This is a genomic window from Pseudomonas sp. BIGb0176 (assembly GCF_024810175.1).
Lineage (GTDB): Bacteria > Pseudomonadota > Gammaproteobacteria > Pseudomonadales > Pseudomonadaceae > Aquipseudomonas > Aquipseudomonas protegens.
In genome coordinates this window covers 91,602-108,271 of sequence record NZ_JANUEC010000006.1, presented here as the reverse complement: position 1 = coordinate 108,271, position 16,670 = coordinate 91,602, and the positions used below count along the sequence as shown (strand labels likewise).

Annotated in this window: 14 protein-coding genes; 8 read left to right on the top strand and 6 right to left on the bottom strand. The window is 64.1% G+C overall.

Going from position 1 to position 16,670, the window contains the following annotated elements; translation table 11 throughout:
• The first annotated feature begins 5 nt into the window (after nt 1-5).
• The 8 genes from M2395_RS29040 (at nt 6) to M2395_RS29005 (ending at nt 6,008) form a co-directional block, all read left to right on the top strand.
• Entirely contained in the window at nt 6-818 is an 813-nt protein-coding gene (locus M2395_RS29040) for a zinc-dependent peptidase (RefSeq protein ID WP_053160168.1), read from the top strand.
• A 217-nt stretch (nt 819-1,035) separates the two neighbouring features.
• The gene (gene ppa, locus M2395_RS29035) at nt 1,036-1,563 is read left to right on the top strand and encodes an inorganic diphosphatase (protein WP_011063696.1); all 528 of its coding nucleotides are present in this window, start codon (nt 1,036-1,038) and stop codon (nt 1,561-1,563) included.
• Between the two features lie 15 nt (nt 1,564-1,578).
• Nucleotides 1,579-1,968 carry a hypothetical protein gene (locus tag M2395_RS29030; protein WP_077934844.1) on the top strand — a complete coding sequence of 130 codons (390 nt, stop codon included), beginning with the start codon at nt 1,579-1,581 and terminating at the stop codon, nt 1,966-1,968.
• Nucleotides 1,969-2,020: 52 nt separating this feature from the next.
• Nucleotides 2,021-2,497, top strand: a complete 477-nt coding sequence (locus tag M2395_RS29025; RefSeq protein WP_015637184.1) for a hypothetical protein — start codon at nt 2,021-2,023, stop codon at nt 2,495-2,497.
• Nucleotides 2,498-2,635: 138 nt separating this feature from the next.
• Nucleotides 2,636-3,811 carry a diguanylate cyclase gene (locus M2395_RS29020; RefSeq protein ID WP_077934845.1) on the top strand — a complete coding sequence of 392 codons (1,176 nt, stop codon included), beginning with the start codon at nt 2,636-2,638 and terminating at the stop codon, nt 3,809-3,811.
• A 156-nt stretch (nt 3,812-3,967) separates the two neighbouring features.
• On the top strand, nt 3,968-4,339 hold the full coding sequence (locus M2395_RS29015; protein WP_011063715.1) for a hypothetical protein: 372 nt from the start codon (nt 3,968-3,970) through the stop codon (nt 4,337-4,339).
• A gap of 10 nt (nt 4,340-4,349) precedes the next feature.
• Entirely contained in the window at nt 4,350-4,799 is a 450-nt protein-coding gene (locus M2395_RS29010; protein ID WP_011063716.1) for a DUF3828 domain-containing protein, read from the top strand.
• A gap of 126 nt (nt 4,800-4,925) precedes the next feature.
• The gene (locus M2395_RS29005) at nt 4,926-6,008 is read left to right on the top strand and encodes a dienelactone hydrolase family protein (RefSeq protein WP_123431459.1); all 1,083 of its coding nucleotides are present in this window, start codon (nt 4,926-4,928) and stop codon (nt 6,006-6,008) included.
• A gap of 33 nt (nt 6,009-6,041) precedes the next feature.
• Here the strand turns inward: M2395_RS29005 and nirK are convergent, their stop codons facing one another.
• The 6 genes from nirK to M2395_RS28975 all read right to left on the bottom strand — a co-directional run bounded on the left by nirK (nt 6,042) and on the right by M2395_RS28975 (nt 16,641).
• Entirely contained in the window at nt 6,042-7,130 is a 1,089-nt protein-coding gene (nirK, locus tag M2395_RS29000) for a copper-containing nitrite reductase (protein WP_015637187.1), read from the bottom strand.
• Nucleotides 7,131-7,243: 113 nt separating this feature from the next.
• Complete coding sequence (locus tag M2395_RS28995) at nt 7,244-8,062, bottom strand: YfaP family protein (RefSeq protein WP_015637188.1); 819 nt, start codon at nt 8,060-8,062, stop codon at nt 7,244-7,246.
• Nucleotides 8,063-8,065: 3 nt separating this feature from the next.
• Nucleotides 8,066-9,709 carry a DUF2300 domain-containing protein gene (locus tag M2395_RS28990; protein WP_123431458.1) on the bottom strand — a complete coding sequence of 548 codons (1,644 nt, stop codon included), beginning with the start codon at nt 9,707-9,709 and terminating at the stop codon, nt 8,066-8,068.
• 1 nt (nt 9,710) lies between these two features.
• Complete coding sequence (locus M2395_RS28985) at nt 9,711-14,288, bottom strand: alpha-2-macroglobulin (protein WP_019092775.1); 4,578 nt, start codon at nt 14,286-14,288, stop codon at nt 9,711-9,713.
• Entirely contained in the window at nt 14,285-14,944 is a 660-nt protein-coding gene (locus M2395_RS28980; protein ID WP_015637191.1) for a DUF1175 domain-containing protein, read from the bottom strand. Before M2395_RS28980 ends, M2395_RS28985 begins: the two co-directional genes overlap by 4 nt.
• The gene (locus tag M2395_RS28975) at nt 14,929-16,641 is read right to left on the bottom strand and encodes a DUF2138 domain-containing protein (protein ID WP_015637192.1); all 1,713 of its coding nucleotides are present in this window, start codon (nt 16,639-16,641) and stop codon (nt 14,929-14,931) included. Before M2395_RS28975 ends, M2395_RS28980 begins: the two co-directional genes overlap by 16 nt.
• Between the last annotated feature and the right edge of the window lie 29 nt (nt 16,642-16,670).

Here is a 16,670-nt window from a genome sequence, read left to right as displayed (position 1 = left end):
GCACCATGTGGTCCCTCAGCGCCTGGCGCCGCAAGCGCCGGCTGGCCAGGCACCCGGTCAGCGATGAAACCTGGCAGCGGGTACGCCAGCACCTGCCCTTCCTCGACGGCATCAGTGCCGCCGAGGACCAGTGGCTGCGCGAGGCCAGCGTGCTGTTTCTCGACGACAAGCACCTCACCGCCCTGCCCGGGGTCGAGCTGCATCAGGAACAGCGCCTGCTACTGGCGGCCCAGGCACAGCTGCCGCTGCTGCACCTGGGGGACCTGAACTGGTATCAGGGCTTCCACGAAATCATCCTTTACCCCGACGACTTCCTCAGCCCGCAACGCCATCGCGACGCCAGCGGTATCGAGCACGAATGGGATGGCGAGCACAGTGGCGAAGCCTGGCAGCAGGGGCCGATCATCCTCGCCTGGCCCGGAGTCCTGGCCAGCGGTGGCTGGGAAGCCTACAACCTGGTGATCCACGAACTGGCCCACAAGCTGGACATGCTCAACGGCGACGCCAACGGCCTGCCGCCGCTGCACAGCGACATGCGGGTCAGCGAGTGGGCGCAAGTGATGCAAAGCGCCTACGACGACCTCAACCACCAGTTGGACCGCAATCCGGACGCAGAAACCGCCATCGACCCCTACGCCGCGGAAAACCCGGCGGAATTCTTCGCCGTCACCAGCGAATACTTCTTCAGCGCCCCGGACTTGCTGGTGGCGGCCTATCCGAAAGTCTATGCACAACTACAGCTGTTTTATCGGCAGAATCCACTGGCCCGGTTACAGCAACTTCAAGCAGAAGATCCGGTCTATCAAACGCACCACTAATGTCCTGTCGCGCTATTTAAGCTGTTCATCTGAAGACCGGTTACCTGACAACCAGGCCGCCGGTCGCTCGGTAAACCCGAACACGCCCGCGACACAGTACAACCAAGGTTCTACGACCCTTGGTACGTGGCATCGGTAGCGGAGTGTGTCTATAATCGCCGCCACTTTTTGGTCAATCCGGCCAAGTCATTTGGTCAACTAACGGGGGCAACGCCCAATGAGCTACAGCAAGATTCCGGCGGGCAAAGACCTGCCGAACGACATCTACGTCGCTATCGAAATCCCGGCCAACCACGCGCCGATCAAGTACGAAATCGACAAAGACAGCGACTGCCTGTTCGTTGACCGCTTCATGGCCACCCCGATGTTCTACCCGGCCAACTACGGCTTCATCCCCAACACCCTGGCTGACGACGGCGACCCCCTCGACGTACTGGTCGTGACCCCTTACCCAGTAGCGCCAGGCTCGGTGATCCGTGCCCGTCCAGTGGGCATCCTGAACATGACCGACGACGGCGGCGGCGATGCCAAAGTGATCGCGGTACCACACGACAAGCTGTCCCAGCTGTATGTCGACGTGAAGGAATACACCGACCTGCCAGCCCTGCTGCTCGAACAGATCAAGCACTTCTTCGAGAACTACAAAGACCTCGAAAAAGGCAAGTGGGTGAAGATCGACGGTTGGGGCAATGCCGATGCAGCCCGCGCCGAGATCCTGAAGTCGGTTGCTGCCTACAAAGGCTAAGAAGCAACTGCACGCTTGGAGCAACAAGCTTCAAGAAAGAGCCCCGGTCATCCGGGGCTTTTTTATGCCTGCACGCAGCACCGGTTGCCTGCTGGCGCCGGCTTGCCGGTGAACCGCTTCCTCGGCCGACCACGCATCCAGCAACATATTCTTCGCACTTTTTACTGCTTCAAGGCCTCTGGAACGCGCTTCGCACTGGGAATTCCCGGCGAATATGCGTATGCTGCGCCCCACATTTGCGCATCGACCCTTCAAGCGGTCAGAGCGCCTGACGAAGCGGATGACTTTCTCGCCCAGTCCCACAGCCAGCCGCAAGAGCTGGGTGTACGTTTTGAAGGCTGGTGCGGTTTACCAAAAATGAACCAAGCCAGTCCCCGAGAAGCCGGCCACAAGCCGGCTTTTTAATGCCTGGAACCCGGGCACGGGAAGGACCGGCCACTCCTACAGCAGGTGCAGGATGCACGACCTACGCAGCTTTGCAGCTCCCACAAGATCCCCTGCGGTGAATTTTCAGCCCCTGCGGCGAGCCATCAACGGTGCATTGCTGGCGGCGCTGACAGCCCTTGGCCTTTGCGGGTGCGTGGGTGCCTGGATGGATATGCCCGAAAGGCAAGTCACCAAGACCGACGCTCACCAAACGCTGGTGGGCCACTCCATGACCCCGGTCATCACCCGCACGCAGAAGAGCCCCGCCGAACGCCAGTGGTGCGGCACCACCGTTTTGCTCGTGATCCTGCCAATCCCGCTGAAACTGCCGGTTTGCGAGTCCTACAGCGCCACCTCGTACGGCAACGATATAAACGGCGCCGAAGCTGCGTTGCTGTATGTGAACCAGAAAGTCAGTTCGGACTTCTACGCCTGTGGCCCATTCATGTTCCTCGGGCCAATCGCGCACGGTTACCAGGGCAACGCGCTTTGCGGGAGGTTCCGCTAGGCCCTTCCCTCCTTGGCCCCCACACCAAGGCCCTCACGTTCTCGCTACAATCCCGCCCATTGATGGCAATTCGCCCGCTCTGCAACGGCCGGCTTCGACTCCTGCCCCTTGAGCGCGACGTTAACGAGAATTCCGGACATGGCCCTGCACATCCCCACCCTGCTCGTAGTCTCGGTGTTCATTTTCTTTCTGATGAGCCTGCTGACCTTCCACGCCTGGCTACGGGAAACCCGTGAGCGGCCACTGGCTTATCTGGGCGGCATGATGCTGCTGGCGGCGGTGGGCGTGGTGCTGGTCAGCCTGCGCGACATGGGCATGGACTTCGTGCCGAAAATCCTCGGCAACGTGGTCCTGCTGCTGAGTGCCGGCCTCAACTGGACAGCGATGCGCGTCTTCGCCGGGCGTCGCCCCCATGTCCCGGGCCTGCTGGCTGGGGCCGGCATCTGGCTGATCCTGTGTGTGGTGCCGGCGTTCTACCAGTCAATGCCGGTTCGGGTCTCGGTGTATTCGCTACTGGCGGCGGCCTATGGCGTGCTGACCCTGCTGGAGTTCTGGCGTAGCCGTCAGCAGTTGGAGGTCGCCTATATGCCGGCGGTGGTCCTGACCCTGCTGCACACCACGTACTACATTGTGCGCGCCGTTATTGACCAGGGCGTGGCCATGGATCAGGCGCTCAAAGGCTACGGTGCCGGGGTGCCACTCTTCTCCTTCATGCTGTTCGAATCGATGCTGTATGTGATCGGCATTGCCTACGTGACCCTGTGCATGGTCAAGGAACGAGTCGAACTGCGCTTCAAGGCGGCGGCCTTCTGCGACGCCCTGACCGGTATTGGCAACCGCCGGGCGTTCATGGTCAATGGCGAGCGGATGCTGATCGAATGCCAGCGCCGGGGCTCACCAATGGCCTTGCTGCTGTGCGACCTGGACCATTTCAAGCGCCTGAACGACGCCTACGGTCATCAGACCGGCGACCAGGTGCTGGTCGCATTCAGCCAGGTGCTTGCAGAAACCCTGGGTACAAAAGACGTATTTGCCCGCATTGGCGGTGAAGAGTTCGCCTGCCTCCTGGCCGCGACCGATGAGCAGGCCGCAGTAACGGTAGCCGAGCGGGTTCGCCAGGCTTTTGCCCGCTTGCCTCTGCTGGAACCCGGGCTGCTCGGCGTCAGCATCGGTGTGGTCAGCAGTGAAACCCGGGGCTACGACCTGCCGCGCCTGTTGTCCCTGGCCGACGAAGCCCTGTATGACGCCAAGCACCAGGGGCGCAACCGAGTGCACACGGTATCGCGCAGCGCCCTGGAGTTGCAGTCGGACTGAACGACCAGGCCGCCTGGCTCCTGCGTGGTTTTGCCAATCAGCGGGATAACTGTGATACGCCCCCCAAAGGCGGCAAATAAGGCACTTGGCCAGTATTTCCGGCGCCCTTGGGCAAGAATAAACTCGCCGCTCTCCAGGACTCTCGGATGACAAGGAATGTGGAATAAAGAAGCCGCTATCAGTCACTTGAACGCTCACGCTCACGCCGGTAGTACGGGGCGCTGTGCGGCCTATACTCGCCAGGCGATCGAAGCCGGTGGCGGTGGGGTGATTCTGCACAGGAAGCACTCGGCCAAGGACTTCGGCTCATCATTGACTTCTGCCGGTTTCATCGAACAACCGGCCGGCCAGACGCCCGCAGCGGGCGATGTGGTGATCATCCAGCCCATTCCAGGGCACCCCCACGGTCACATGGCGATGTTCAACGGCACACTCTGGGTGTCAGACTTCAAGCAACTGCACGGTTTCTACCCGGGGCATTCCTACCGGGTGCAGAAACCTGCCTACAAAATCTATCGCCATCCGTAAGGGGTCCCCCATGAGAATGCTGTTCTGCTCGCTGCTGGCAGCGGTCGCGATGCATCAGTCGGTCGCCCTGGCCGACTGCGCCAGTTCGCCAAAGCCCGCAACCCAGGCGTTTTATAGCTGGTACCTGCAAACCTTCAGCGAAGACAAGGATCCGTTGACCGACAACGTGGCGGAAATGAAGAAGTACGTCTCCGACTCGCTGATCACCAAGATCAAGAAACAGATGGCCAGCCCCGACGGCCTGGAAGAGGACTACTTCCTCAAGGCCCAGGACTACATGGATGAGTGGCTGACCCAGATCAAGGTCAGCGAACCACAAGTCCAGGGCTCCAGCGCCAAGGAGCAAGTGACGTTGGGCAACACCCCGGACACCACCCAGATCGTCGATGTGCGGATGATCAAGGACAAGGGCTGCTGGAAGATCGATGAAGTGATTTCCACTGCCGACCAGAGCGATTGACCTACCGCTTCGGCGCTGACTCCGGCCACAGCGCGGGTCGTCCATCCGGGCGATCCGCCATGCTAAGCTGCGCGCCGTTTCGGGCAACGGCCCGGGACCTCCTTCACTGAAAAAGGACTCTCAGTCATGTCGTTGCCGGCCGCAGTACGCCTGCCCCTGTCATTTCTCTCGCTGTTCAGCGTTCTCAGCCTCAGCAGTTCCTGGGCCCATGCCGATGCGCAACAGGACGTCGCCAAGGGGCGCTGGCAAGGCCTGGCCGGCATGGCCAACCTGTACCTGGACGAAGCCACGCCAGCGGATTTCATCGAGGCCGGGGACAATGAGAAGAGCCAGCACGACAACTACGCCGGCGCCCTCGCCTACTACCTGACCGCTGCCCGCCTCGACCCGAAGAATGCCTACGCCTCCTACCAGGCCGCCGGCAGCCTGGCGGCCATGGACAAGAACAAGCGCGCCGCCGAATACCTCGACCAGGCCCGCGAGCGTGGCTTCTGGCAGCTGGTGCTGCTCAAGGAAGACGACGAACTGGAATCGTTGCAGCAGGACCCGGCCTACAAGAAGCTGTTGCAGGCCGCCGAGAAGAACTACCCGGCCAAGGCCAGGGATGCGGGCCTTGCGGCCTTCAGCATTCCCCAGGGCAAGGCCCCGAGCGAGGGCTGGCCGGTAGTGGTCTGGCTGTCGGGGTTCGGTACCGAAGGCAGCGACGGCATCGACATGCGCACGGACCTTGTGGGGGAAAAAGCCGTGCTGGTGGGCATCAACGGCACTCTCAAGCGCGACGAGCACCAATTCATGTGGCAGCAGCATTCGGTAGCACCGACCGAAGAAGCGGTCAGCGCAGCGCTGAAGAAACTGGAAAAGCAGACCCGTATCGATCGCTCGCGCATCGTCCTGATGGGTTTCTCCCAAGGTGCCGAGCACGCCTCGCACCTGATCGCCGAGTACCCGCAGCATTACAGCGGCGCGCTGCTGCTGTCACCCGGCGGCTACCGGATTCCCTTCGGCGAAACCCGGGCCCGGGACAAGCGCATCGTCATCGTCCATGGCGCCAAGGAGCACGAGAGCAACCAGAAGCTCACCGCCGCCACGCAACAGGCCCTGGAACCCGGCAACCAGGTCCAGAGCCATGAGCATGAGCAAGGCCATACCTTCCAGGACGACTGGCGCCAGGTGTATCCGGGCTACCTGAAGTTCGCCCTGAACCTCTGATGCCAGGTGCCGAGGCTTGAGCCCCGGCTGCTATCACTTGGCCGGAGTCATGGGCCCGGGGGCCTTTACCTGAGTCATCAGGTCATCGTCCCACTGCCCCTCGACCTTGACCTGAGCCAGGGCCCCCAACTCCATGGCCTCGATCAGGTTGTGGTTGAGGTACACGTAGGTGCCCGGCTGCTTGAAGGTGTAGAGCGCCGCCAGGGCGGAACCGCCGGGGATGAACCAGGTCTCCAGGTTGCGTTGCGGGGCGTTGGCGAACTTGCCGGTGGTCCAGACCCAGTCGCCATGGCCGCCGATCAGGTGCGGACGGCTGTCGCGGTTGGCCTGGGAGTGGATGAACAGCACGCTTTCGCCGACCTTGGCGGTCAGGGCGTTGGCTCCGGTCAAGGCGCCGACACGGCCGTTGAACACCACGTGGCTCGGGGTCAGGGTACGCATCACTTCACGGGTGTCCTGGTAGCTGGAGGCCAGGTCCGGGTAGCTCTTGTAATGCCCGTCCTTGTCCTTGGGGATGTACAGGTCGAACTCGCCGATGGTGTAGGCCCGGTCATAGTGCAAGGGCTTGCCGGCAGGGTCCTGCAAGCCTTCGCGCGGCAGCACCATCAAGGTCCCGCTCATGCCCGAAACCACGTGCCAGGGCACCATGCCCGGCGGCGCGCAGTGATAGACGAAGGTCCCGCTGCGGTCAGCCTTGAAACGCAGCACCACTTCCTGCCCCGGCAGCACCTGGGTCAGGGCCGCACCGCCCAGGGCACCGGTGGCCGCATGGAAGTCGATGTTGTGGGGCATGCTGTTGCTGGCCGGATTGCTCAGGGTCAGCTCGACGTAGTCGCCCTCGTGCACCACCAGGGTCGGCCCCGGCATGGAGCCGTTGAAGGTCATGGCCTGCAGGGTGGTGCCCTGATCGTCCACCACCATCTTTTTCTCTTCCACGTTCATGCGGAACTGCACGACCTTCGGCGGCCCGCTGACAGCCTGCTCATGAACATGCACCTGGGGCGGCGCCACCAGGTCCACCTTGACCCGCTGCAAACCGTCGGCGCCCGCAGCCAACACCAGGCTGGAGGCACAGCTTCCGGCCACTACACAGCACTTCAACCACGATTGAAAAGCACCCATGTTCTGCATTTCCCTGCCAATGAATGGTGATTCATTGCAAGGCAAACACCGGGGGCCCGTATTGTCTCAGGGCAATGAACGGATGGCCGGGAAAGCGCATCCGTTGAGCCCGGTCATGGATAACTGAAACTGCGCACCAGGGTCAGTTCCCCGGGAGCGCGCATCGGCACCACAAAGGTCTCGCTCTTTTCATCCGGCGTGCCTTCCTCGGTAATCACTGTGACCTGGGCGGTGGTCAGGGGCTGCACGGCATTTTCCTGGCCGCCGTCTTCATCGTCGTCACTGCGATAACCGCCACCGTAGTAGTTCACATAGACCAGGTACTGGCCCTTGAGCGGCGCCGGCATGGAGAAGATCTCCGGGCCGTAGCCCGTGGTCACGTCCACATCCAGGGTCGCGCCGTTGGGAGCCACGCGGTCGCCGTACCAGATGTGCGCGCCGTCCGGGGTTACCAGGTGCAGGTCGAGGTCGGTGTTGTCGCTGTCCCAGGACAGCAGCACGCGCAACTTGGGCGGGGTCACGCCACCGCCGGTGTTGAGAAACTGCACGCGCTTGCGCTGCTGGCCATCCGGGCTGCGCACTTCGACGCTGTTGCTGCCGTTGGGGAAGGCGTACGGCCGGTCGAAGCTGCCTTGCTCATCGAACTTGAGCGGCATGCTGACGCCATTGACGATCAGCTTGCCGGGCTCTTTGTTCGCCTTGGGCGCACCCTTGATCTGCCCGCGAATACGCGCGGTATCGGCCTGGCCCTGGGGGGTATTCACCGAGGAGGCCGGGTAGTTGACCTCCTGAATGTACTGTTCACCATCCATGGCTCGAGTGCGCCAGCCGCCCTTGGGGGTGTCGAGCTGGATGCCGCTGTCGGCCAGGGCCATGGGCAGGCTGAACATTCCACAAAGGAACAGGAGGACCGGGGGAGCAGGAAGTTTCATGGCCTATTCCAATAAAAGATGACGGGCGAGCCCTTCGATGTAGGTTTCATCCTGGCCGTTGGGATGAGCTTCAAAGGCCAGGTGCAGGTATTCATGAGTCAGGTCGAGGCGATCTTGCAGCGAGAGCACGCCCCGCACATAGATGCGTTGCCGTTCACGGTCGACGTAGGGCCGGCCGAAACTCAGGCGGCACACGGCGAACTGGCTGATTTCGTTGTAGCCGATCTCTTGCTCCAGCGGTTGGCGCCAGCGCCGGCGCTGCTGCAGCAGCCACTCCTGGGCCGCCGGCAAGGGTTCGCAGGAGGCCACGGGGTTGTCCCAGCGGCTGAGGCTGGCCCGGGGATAGGCGTGCAGCAGGATGGCGTCGTAGCGTTGCCCGGCCCGGGCCTGCTCCACGGCCTGTTGCCAGGACAGTTTGTCCGGCGCCTTCAGGTCCGAGTGATAGGTGACTTGAGTGCCGGCCAGCACCAGGTCGCTGGTCCAGGCGGCAATGGCCCGGGCCTGGGCAGTGGCCGGGCGCGGCGCGACCCGCTGGCGGTTGCTGCTGTCGTCGATGCTCAGGCATTCGCCGCTGCGCCCGGCGTTCTGCAACAGGTAGGTACGGATGGCCACGGCCAGCGCCTTGGCGGCCTCCACTGGCTCACTGGTGGCTTCGCGCTGCAGTACCCGAGCGACATATTCCTCACGGTCCAGGCGCGCCACCAGTCGCTGGGCCGCAGGGTCTTGCTGCAGGAACAGCTCGCCGGCGCTGTGGATATCCAGCTGGTTGCCGTTGGCAAACTCCACCCGGTAATCCCCTTGCAAGGCACCCGGTTTAGCCGGCTGGCCGCCCTGGCTGACGCTTTTGAGCGGGTAGCGGGAAAACAGGCTGACCTCCACACAGCGGCCTTTATCCACAGGCGGGTTGTCCGGCAGTTCCTGGTTCAGGGCCTGGGCGTAGTCCTTCAACACCCGTTGGCTGGTGCCACGCCCGCCCACCCACAGCGGTGTGCCATCCACCAGCCAGCCGGCAAAACCACCCTGGCGCGACTGCGGGTCCTGATCCGCCAGCCAGCTCCAGGTCTTGACCCGCAAGCGCCCGCCCAAGGCGCCCACTACTGCGCCATCGGCGGCATTGAGCACCACATCCAGCAACACGCGCCGGGCCGTGTCCCGGGCCGGCAACAACGCCAGCACCTGCAGCAGCTCCGCCACCGGGACCCGGGTCTGGGGCTGCAGCTGGTTGAGGTCCTGCAACCAGTCGGGGGCGTTGCGGGCCTGCCAGTAATGGCGCCAGTCAGCGGCGGACAGTTGCAAGCGCTGGGGCTCGAAATACAAACCGCAGGAACGTACCAGCGCCTGATCACGGGCGATGCTGGCACCCACCGCACAGCAGTAGACCTCTTCCTTGGACTTGCCCTGGCAGGCATAGGCCGGCTCCTGGGCGCCGGTGTCCACCAGCCAGGCGTAGACAAAGAGTTTCCAGACACTGCCCAGGGGCGCTTGCAGATCCTTGGGCAACGGCTCGCGAGACAGAACCTGGGTCTTGCTCAGGCTCACCAGCTCACTGTCCGGGGCGGTTTTCCAGGCCAGGCGCAGAGGCTCGTCCTGGGCCGTCACCCACCCAGGAAGCAAACACAGACATAGCCAGGCCCAGCACCGCACCATGTTATTTGACCGTGACCTGACCCAGGGCCGGGGTGCGTTCCTGAGCCTGATGCTCCGGTGCGTACACCTGGTAGAAACGTGCCGGCGGCAGATTGAACTGGCCTTTCTGGGAGAAGCGAACCAGATGGCGCAAGCGCACTTCGCTGCCGTCGTTCAACGCATCCAGCGGCACCGCGTAGCTCATCTGCCCCGGTTCGGAGCGAGCCTTCTCCAGGGACGCCGCCTCCGTACCGGCCGGGCCGGCCAGCTTGATGCCCCAGGTGGTGCGCTCGACATCGGCGCCCGGCGGCAGCGGCACTTCCAGCATGCCGTACAGCAGCGGCCGGTTGCCTTCGTTGGCGATGATCACTTCGTCCAGGTACAGGCCGTCACTGGCGATCGGCTTGTTGCCCACCGGTTCCAGCTTGAAGGTGAAGGCTTCGTCCCCCGGCACCAGGCGCAACAGGCGGCGGGTGATGTTCACCGGCGACGGCGTGCCCATGTCCAGCTTGCTCAGGTAGCTCACCGACGCCCGCAGCGGACGTTCCGGCACAGAGCCCAGGGCCAGTACCGTCGGCACCTGCGCCCCTTGCCACTGCCAGTAGCTTTCACCGCTGGCGCCCTGGCGCTGTTGCCAGCCCTGCCCCGGGTTCAAGGCCACCGCCGGGGTCGACTGGGCGATGCTGCGCTGCAACCAGGTCAGGGCCAGGGCCCGTTCCAGGGTCGATTGCGACGGCAGCAGGCGTTGCAGCAAGGCACGCGCCGCGCCTTGGTCGAACGGTTTGAGCGACAGGCTCAGGGCCTGGGTGAACGGCTGGGAGCTGATATCCAATTGCTGCTGCGCCGCTTCCAGTTGGGCGACGAACGCCGCGGGTGGCGTGACCTTGGCATCCCGCGCCAGGGCCGCGGCCAGCACCCGGGCGCTGGCCAAGCCGAGGGCCGAGTCCGGATCGTCCATCACCAGGCTGTCGCTGCCGTTGTCCTGCATGCTGGCTGCCGGGCCGCTACCGGCCTTGGCCAGGTCGTCCATCAGGCCGCTGACCAGGGTGTTGATCGGCAGTTTCATTTCACGAGCGAACGACAGGATCAGCGCCCGTTGCAGCAACGGCGTATTGCCGGCCTGCTTGGCATAGACCTCCAGCACCCGCTGCCAGTGCTCCGGCGGCAGGTTCAGGTCCAGCACCTTGCTCGCATTCCAGTCGGCGTAATAGGCGTAGGCGGTGAGGAAGGCATCCGGCTCGGCATCTTCGCCCCACCAGGTGAATGCCGCTTCCGGCCCGGCCATGTGCACCAGGCGCAGACGGCTGTTCTGCATCATCAGCCGCAGCCGGTCGCGGATCTGCGGATTGCTGGCCAGCGCCGGGTAGGCAACGCTCAACGGCAGCAACTGGCTGGCGGTCTGTTCGACGCCGCCATACGGGTATTCCAGCAGGTCATCCAGGGCCGAACGGAACAGCGCTTGCGGGCTGTCGTCCAGGCGCAGGCGAATGTCCGCAGCATCGGCCGGCAGGCCCAGCGGCGTGCTGATGGTGACCACGTCCAGGCTCTGGGTCTGCACGCTCTGCCAGCCGGCCGCACTGCTCACCAGGCGCACCGCCAGGGCATCCACGGTCTTGCCGCCCTGCACCAGCTCGGCGCTCCACTCGCCATTGCCCGGGGCAATGGCCGGCAGCGCCACATAGTTGATGCCGCTGTTGAGGGTCAGCGGCAGGCGCTGGGACTCACCGGCGTAATGGATCACCAGTTCGGCCTTGGTGGGTTGTTCGGACTGGCTGAAGGCGAATACCCCCAGGTCCGGCTTGTCACCCGTGCGGAAGCGGGTCGGACCGCTCCACTTCAGGTACAGGGCCTTGTCGGAACGCACGAACTGCTTTTTCTGCCCCACTTGGCCGTCATCGGCGATGGCCCGGGCAGTGATGCGCCAGCGGGTCAGGGAATCCGGCATGCGGAAGGTGAAACGCGCCTTGCCGCTGCCGTCGGTGACCAGCTCCGGCTGCCAGGCAGCGGTGTCGACATCTTCGCGCCGCGGACGCTCCAGTACCTTGACCCCGCGCTCGCTGCGGTTGGCCTTGCCCGGGGCGGTGGGGCTGCCCGGGAGGGCCACGTCGTAGCTGATGAACGACAGGCTGGCGCTGGTGCGCACATTGTTGCGCCGCGGGTGGTAGAAGAACTGGTCGATGCTCGGCGCCACTTCCGGTTGCAGGGCGTAGACCATTTCGTCCACCACGCTGACCGTCAGGTGTGCGGGCACCGGCTTGCCGGCGAACTGGGTAGACAGGTCGACGGTGACCATGTCACCCGGCTGGTATTTGTCCTTGTCGGTATGGATGGCCACATCGATCTGCGGCGTCAGCACCTTGATCCCAGCGTTCTGGAAGCTGTACTCGCCGCCCTTGGTGTAGAGCACGGAAAAGGTCAGGTTCGGCGCAAAGCCGTCCTTCACCGGCACCCGGGCGCGGTATTGGGTGGGGCTGAGTTTTTCCACCTTGAGCCAATCGCCGCCCTTGGACAGCAGCGCCGTGGCCTCGACCTTGTCCCGCTCCAGGGACAGCAGGGCGTCGTTGATCGGCTCCGGAAAGGTGATCAGCGCCAGGGCTTCGTCACCAGCCTTGTACTCGGGCTTGTCGAGGACGATTTCCACGGTGCCCGGCACCGCTTTCACGCCCTCGCCAGTGACCGAGTGGCTGGTGCCGCCCAGTACACGATCGTGCTCGTCGCGCAGGGTCAGGTTGTAGGTACCGGGGCGCTCGAAGGCCAGGGCGAAACCGCTGTCGGCGGCAGCCAGCTTGCCCTCGCCGGTGGACTGGTCCTCCATGCGCACCCAGCCGTAGCGGCTCGGCTTGACGTTCTTGCTCTGCTCGCTGGTGTTCTGGTTGGCGTAGCTGAACTGCACCTTGTCGCCGGCCGCGCTGAAACGCTGCGGCGCGCTGAGGCTGAAGCTCGCCGCGCCACGCTCGATGAGGATTTCCTTAGTGGTCTTGACCCGATACGCAGCGCCATCACTGGCGAATACGGTGAGCATGTAGCGGCTGGGCTTGTCCGCCGCCGGCAGGTCGAGGGTCGCACTGCCCTTGGAATCGGTGGTCAGTTCGGCGCTGGTCAACTCCACCGGGAACTGGCCCATGTACTGCAGTTCGTTGTCCACCATGGACAGCTGCTGGGCCCGCAGGCTCAGTTGCAGGCGAGCGTTGGCCACCGGCTTGCCGTCGGGGTAGAGCAGCACCAGGTTGCCCTTCACCGGCTCGCCGGTCTTGAAGTCCGGCTTGGCCAGGGCCAGGGAAACCTCAAAGTGCGGCTTGATGTACTCGGCCACGCGGAAGGCACTGCTGTAGACCTGGCCCTTGTAGCCAAAACGCAGTTCATAACCACCGGCCACGGCATTTTCCGGCAGTTGGAAGCGGCCCTGGGCGCCGGACTTGGAATCCAGGTTCAGGGTCATGTTCTGCAGGGCGGTGCCGGCGGCATCCAGCACGCTGACGTTCACCGTGCCGGCACCCGGCTGTACCGAGTCCCGGGCGTTCTTGAACTCGCGACCGACGATCTTCAGCGATACCCAGTCCCCCGGGCGATACAGCGGCCGGTCGGTGAAGGCATACAGTTTGGTGTCGTAGATTTCGCTGTCGTAATAGAAGTTCTCGGAGACGAACACCCCGCCTTCCTGGTCTTCGCCGATCACGTAGGAGCGCTCGGGGCTGACGTGCTTGAGGCGCACCAGGCCCTGTTCGTCGGTGGCGCCGCTGTTCATCACACCGAGGCCGTCGGTCCACAGCACATTGACCTTGGGCACCGAGTTGCCTTCATGCTTGCCCGCGGCCCAGACCAGCAGTTCGTCGCCGGCGATCTTGCTCACCGCCACGGTGTTGGAAACAAAGACCATGGTGGTGGCGCGGTACTTGCCCACCAGGGCCTCCACCAGGTACAGGCCGGGCTTGAGCTGCCCCAGCGGGATGTAGACGTTGCCCGGGGCGACGTTGATGAACTGGCTGGAGGAACCGGACAGGTTTACCCCGGCCGGCGGCTGGATCGGCTTGGCCTGCCACAGCGGATAACGGAACTGGGTCACCAGGGGCAGCCCCGGGATCAGGGCGAATTGCGGCTGGGCGTCATACGGCGTCGGCGCCAGCATGGAGTTGCCCACCTTCAGTTCCGGCACCTCTTCGGTGACCTGCTTGCGTGACTCGTAGGAGAAGGCGCGCTGCATCACCCGGCGGGATTTGCGGTACCAGTTGTCCCACAGGTAGGCCAGGGTGTTGGACAGGCCCTCGCCCTTGAACTGGCCGTCGCTGACCACCCGGTGCAGGTTCTTCTGGCGCTTGAGAAAGTCCAGCGGCTGGTCGATCCGGTACACCCGGATGTCCGCGCCGCCATAGGGCTCCATGCGAAAGCGCCGGTAGTCACGGCCCGGGGCTTCGAGGCGCACCATGGCCTGTTCGTCGCTGGCGAAACTGCTGTCGGCCAGGAGGAAGAAACTCTCGCCGGAGACCGCCGCATAGTCGCTGGGCGGCACCGAGTCTTCGGCGTTGACCAGGGCCACGGGGGTGAGCAGGGTCAAGGCCAGGGTCAGGCGAAACAGAAAACGGGACATACGGGATTCGCTCATTGGGTGAGGAAGTTCAGTCGATAGATGCCGATGAAGTTGGGGTTGGCTGAGTCGGGTATCCATCGAGTGTCCTTCCATGTCATCAGTTGCTGCACGCTAGCCGAGCGCATGCCGTTGTCGGTGGGAGTGGTGGTGCCGGTGTGATAGGCGATGTTGCGGCCCATCCAGATCATCAGGTGCTGGTCGTCGCCCTGGTCGAAGAACAACAGGTCACCGGGGCGCGCCTGCCCCAGGTCACGGCTCACCAGATGGCTGTTGAACTGGATCAGCTTGATGGCATTGACGTAGGGCCCGGTCTGGCCGCCGCCCTGCTGCCACTGCTGGGCCAGGCCGCGCTGGCCTTCGCTCAGTTGCAGCTCCGGCGGCAGGTAGCGATTGGACATGCCGTTGGCCCGCAGCCATTTGTTGTCGTGGACCTTGAGCGCTTCGTTGGCAGCAAAACGCACCAGGCCCGCGCAGTCCTGCTGGTACCAGCGCGGGCTCGGGCCCTGGCTCAACTGCTCCTGGGCGATGCGCACGAACCAGGCACGGAACACCTGGGACTGCTGCACGTCCAGGGGCGGAGCCTGGGTCGCGCCCACGGCGCTGCTCAGCAACAAGGCCAACAGGCCAAGGCTGCTCAGACCTTTGCGCAGTGCACTCACAGGGCACGCCATTGCAGAGGCAGCCATTGCCAGTGACCGTCGGGCTCGCTGCCTTCGGGCAGGGTCAGGGCGTACTTGCCATAACCGCCGAGGGTACGCAGCTTGGGCACCAGGTAGGTTTGCGCGGCGTTGTTGAACACCGGCTCCATGTCCTGGGGCAGGCTGTCGAAGGTTTCCTGCTGGATCAACTGGGCCAGGGACTGCGGGCCCAGGTACACCGGCATCAGTGCATCCTTGGGCACCACGTCCGCCAGGGGCGGGAAGCGCTTGTCCAGGGTGCCCAGGGCCTTGCTCACAAGCTTGTCATCCAGGGAAAACACCAGGGTCGAGCCATGGCGGGCCAGGCTGACCTGCATGAAGGCGCGACCGGTGATGGTTTGCGGGTCCTTGGCTTCCTTGGCCGGGTACTGGCCGAAGTTGGAACTGACCTGGCGCTGCCACTGGTGCACGTCGCCGTTCTGCTGCTCGACCACCGGGAAGATGCGCTCCGCCACCTTGCTTTCCCGGGTGCCGACCATGGAGCCGAACAGCTTGCCCAGGTCCGCATCGAGCTTGGCATTGTCCTTGTCCTTGAGGCTGGCCACCAGCAGCGGTGTATACAGCCGCGAGTCGGCGTACCAGCACAGGCCGGCGGTCCCGGCCATGTGCTCGGTCAGGGTGGTGGCCACCGCTTCTTCGGCCCCCAGCTTGACCAGCAACGGCTTCTGCTGCTCCGCCGCCAGGGGCAAGGCTACGCAGGCGCTGGCGCCCATGGGCATGGCCTGCCAGATCGGCTTGAAGTCGAACGCCGGCTGGTTGTCCTGCTCTTGCATGGCCAGGTAGCTGTGCCAGCCCTTGTCGTCCATGTCGAAGCGCAGGCCGGCGAAGTTGGGGATAAAGCGCTGGTAACCCATGGCCAAAACGCTGGAATTGACTGCCAGCCGCTGCTGCACTTCAGGCTTGCGCGCTTCCAGGCCAAAGGCCTCGGGGAACAGTTTGTCACCGTTGAGCAGGGCCTCCAGGGCGGTGGTGGACACCGCACCATGCTCGTCGTCGGCGCCGGTGGCGGGGTCGTACAGCTTGGCGGGGTTGGACAGCACCACCAGCTTGTCGCCGTGGGAGGCGAATGCCAGGGACCGGCTGGCGTTGTAATTCAACTGGTACAGGGTCACCGCATCGCCACCGACCTTCAGGTCCGCCAGCTTGCTCAACTGGGTGTCATCCAGGGCCACCTTGGCCAGGGGCTCCAGCAGCTTGGCCAGGCCGCCGCGGTCCATCACCAGCAGGAAGTCCTTGAGACGCCCGTCGGCGCCGCGCCACAGCGCCACGTCGGCCGGCTGGTCGAACAACTGCTCGATCAGGTTGTCCTGCAGCTTCAGGTCATGCTCGTAGATGATCCGCCGCAGGCTGCCGATCAGGCCCAGGCGGTCGGCGTGGGTCTGGTAATAGAAGACGAAATCCTCGGTCAGGGTTTCCTTGAGGAAAGGCACCGCCAGCAGGTCCTTGGGCAACTGCGCCAGGGAATGGGTTTCCAGCAGCCCATCGGGGCGGCTCAGGCCCAGCTTGTCGCCGGCCAGCTCCGCCACCGGAGTCTTGGGCTTGCAGCCCACGCCGGTGACCGCGGCCGCCACCAGGCACAGGCCCATGACCAGGACCGGCCAGCGCCGCTTGCTGGCGGGTTGTTCAGTACCGGGCACGCCGGCTGCCGGGGATGCTGTGTTTTCGCTCATGATTCACAAAGCCCAATTCATCCGTGGTG

Coding starts and splice junctions, on each gene's coding strand:
- M2395_RS29005 (WP_123431459.1), top strand. CDS start 4,926: ATGTCGTTGCCGGCCGCAGTACGCCTGCCCCTGTCATTTCTCTCGCTG.
- M2395_RS28985 (WP_019092775.1), bottom strand. CDS start 14,288: ATGAGCGAATCCCGTATGTCCCGTTTTCTGTTTCGCCTGACCCTGGCC.
- M2395_RS28980 (WP_015637191.1), bottom strand. CDS start 14,944: ATGGCGTGCCCTGTGAGTGCACTGCGCAAAGGTCTGAGCAGCCTTGGC.
- ppa (WP_011063696.1), top strand. CDS start 1,036: ATGAGCTACAGCAAGATTCCGGCGGGCAAAGACCTGCCGAACGACATC.
- M2395_RS29025 (WP_015637184.1), top strand. CDS start 2,021: ATGCACGACCTACGCAGCTTTGCAGCTCCCACAAGATCCCCTGCGGTG.
- M2395_RS29040 (WP_053160168.1), top strand. CDS start 6: ATGTGGTCCCTCAGCGCCTGGCGCCGCAAGCGCCGGCTGGCCAGGCAC.
- M2395_RS29010 (WP_011063716.1), top strand. CDS start 4,350: ATGAGAATGCTGTTCTGCTCGCTGCTGGCAGCGGTCGCGATGCATCAG.
- M2395_RS28990 (WP_123431458.1), bottom strand. CDS start 9,709: ATGGTGCGGTGCTGGGCCTGGCTATGTCTGTGTTTGCTTCCTGGGTGG.
- nirK (WP_015637187.1), bottom strand. CDS start 7,130: ATGGGTGCTTTTCAATCGTGGTTGAAGTGCTGTGTAGTGGCCGGAAGC.
- M2395_RS28975 (WP_015637192.1), bottom strand. CDS start 16,641: ATGAGCGAAAACACAGCATCCCCGGCAGCCGGCGTGCCCGGTACTGAA.
- M2395_RS29015 (WP_011063715.1), top strand. CDS start 3,968: ATGTGGAATAAAGAAGCCGCTATCAGTCACTTGAACGCTCACGCTCAC.
- M2395_RS28995 (WP_015637188.1), bottom strand. CDS start 8,062: ATGAAACTTCCTGCTCCCCCGGTCCTCCTGTTCCTTTGTGGAATGTTC.
- M2395_RS29020 (WP_077934845.1), top strand. CDS start 2,636: ATGGCCCTGCACATCCCCACCCTGCTCGTAGTCTCGGTGTTCATTTTC.